General features: G+C 44.7%; 1 protein-coding gene and 1 pseudogene. One reads left to right on the forward strand and one right to left on the reverse strand.

Features of this window, described 5'->3' with window-relative positions; genetic code table 11:
* The first annotated feature begins 210 nt into the window (after window positions 1-210).
* Complete coding sequence (locus R7M72_RS24310; RefSeq protein ID WP_005454342.1) at window positions 211-567, forward strand: hypothetical protein; 357 nt, start codon at window positions 211-213, stop codon at window positions 565-567.
* Between the two features lie 154 nt (window positions 568-721).
* Here the strand turns inward: R7M72_RS24310 and R7M72_RS24315 are convergent.
* Window positions 722-1,806 (reverse strand): annotated as a pseudogene (locus tag R7M72_RS24315) (Zn-dependent protease); the annotation flags it as partial.

Genomic DNA, 1,806 nt, shown 5'->3' on the forward strand with positions numbered 1-1,806 from the left:
ATAAGTGCTAAGCAGCCGAAGTGCCGAATTTAAAGGCTTTATAAAATTCTGCTTGTTAACTGTATGTAAAGTGCGCGCTCTGAGTTGTCAGCAAGGACGAAAGTGAATAAAAAATGTGCTTGATATTGCGATCTAGATAAGCAAAATGGAGCGCAAAATGAGTTTTCATTTATGAAGGGATGCTTTTTTAGACTTGTTGTGAGGTGACTTATGAAACTGTTCCTATTACTCATGGCTTCTGTTTCTGCTGGTGTAGCATCTGCAGATCACATCCATTCATTTATGTTAGGTTTATCTATTGCTTCTCTGGCAGTGGGTAGCTGTTATTTCTTTGCATTCCGTAGCTCGCGTTTTCCGCAGTTAGCGCTGTTTTTATTGATTTGCGGCATGTTATCTAAACTGACTATTACGGTTGTAGGTGTTATGTGGGGTATGTCTGCGCAATTGATTACTTCACCAATCGTGTTTGCGTTGTCTTATCTTTTCTTTTCACTTGCTGTTACGTACTTGTGGTTCAGCTATCGTGAAAGCATCACGCAAATTCCAGAGCGATTTAAAGCAGCTTAATTTAGCGCTTTGATACCGACAAATATGAAAACGCCAGCGATTAACGCTGGCGTTTTTGTTTTGGTGATACTTCGCTATTTGGCGTGAAGTTTCTTCTTAAGTTGAAGTAAATAATCTTCGTTTGGAGCGAAAGGCTTAAAAAGACACGCCTGAGCTAACCCGAGATTGTAAGTGGTGGTTCCGGTACTTCAAGGAAGCAAGCAATGACGCGATAGAGTTCTCCTTCCGCAACGGTAATTTCCCCATCTGATTCAATCGCGAGTCGACAAGCTTTGACGAACATTCGTCTGTCTTTGGGTTTCAGTTGCAGCAACAACTCTAATGCGGCGCGACTTAAATGCCAATTGCTGTTAGCTGGTTCTAACTTCACTTCAGGAAAGCCTAAATGGGCGAGGGCACAATGGTAGGCGCGCTGAGCGTTGTCTGCTTGAGAGTGGCTGACCCATGCCAGTTCTCGCAATAGCCAGAATACACTTTCCTCTAATTGCTTCAACGTCTTGTGTTGTTTGATGAACCCAAAAGAGGCGAGTAGCTGCTTTTCTAGTAAGTTGATGACACACCATTCGGCTAGCGAGTATTGATTATCCGTCTCTGAGAGCTCACGTAGCACTTTACATACGCTGATTTTCTGGGTTTCACTCAGCGATTTAAGTGCCGGCAGAGCGAGTTCGAGTAACGGGAAACGCAGATGAAGTGGTAAGTCATAATCTAGCCAGGGAAGCAATGTAGATTGCGATGCGAGTGGAACGTACGATTTAATCATTTCGCGCTGAATATTGCTGCCATCAAAAATGAGGGCGAATGCGACAAATCGGGCGCTATATGGTTCACGTGCGATATCAACTAACTCTGGTGGTAATTGACTGATCAACTGTTGGCCTGTCTCACTCAATTGCTCCGATGGTGAGGCAGATTGCGAAGCAGGAGAGCCGCCACCTACGGCAAAGCCACTGACTTGTTCGTTATCAAACGCCGTGTTTTGAGCATGCGAATGTTGAGCGTAGCTTCTGTCCCAATTGGGTTCGATTCTTCGAATTCTTTCGTCCAGTGGTGGGTGTGTCGCGAACAAACCAGAAAATCCGGACAATTTACTCTGTCCAAACATCATGTGGCTCATTTCATCACTGGCTTTCGTGTTTAAGGTAGAGCCTTGAACGTTGCTGCCAATCTTCTTTAACGCTCCCGCAATCCCTTGATCGTTGCGAGTGAACTGCACGGCACTGGCGTCAGCTAAAGACT

Source organism: Vibrio sp. YT-18, assembly GCF_033337345.1.
GTDB lineage: Bacteria > Pseudomonadota > Gammaproteobacteria > Enterobacterales > Vibrionaceae > Vibrio > Vibrio alginolyticus.

Excerpts from the sequence above, each read along its gene's own strand:
- R7M72_RS24310 (WP_005454342.1), top strand. The coding sequence starts at position 211 with ATGAAACTGTTCCTATTACTCATGGCTTCTGTTTCTGCTGGTGTAGCA.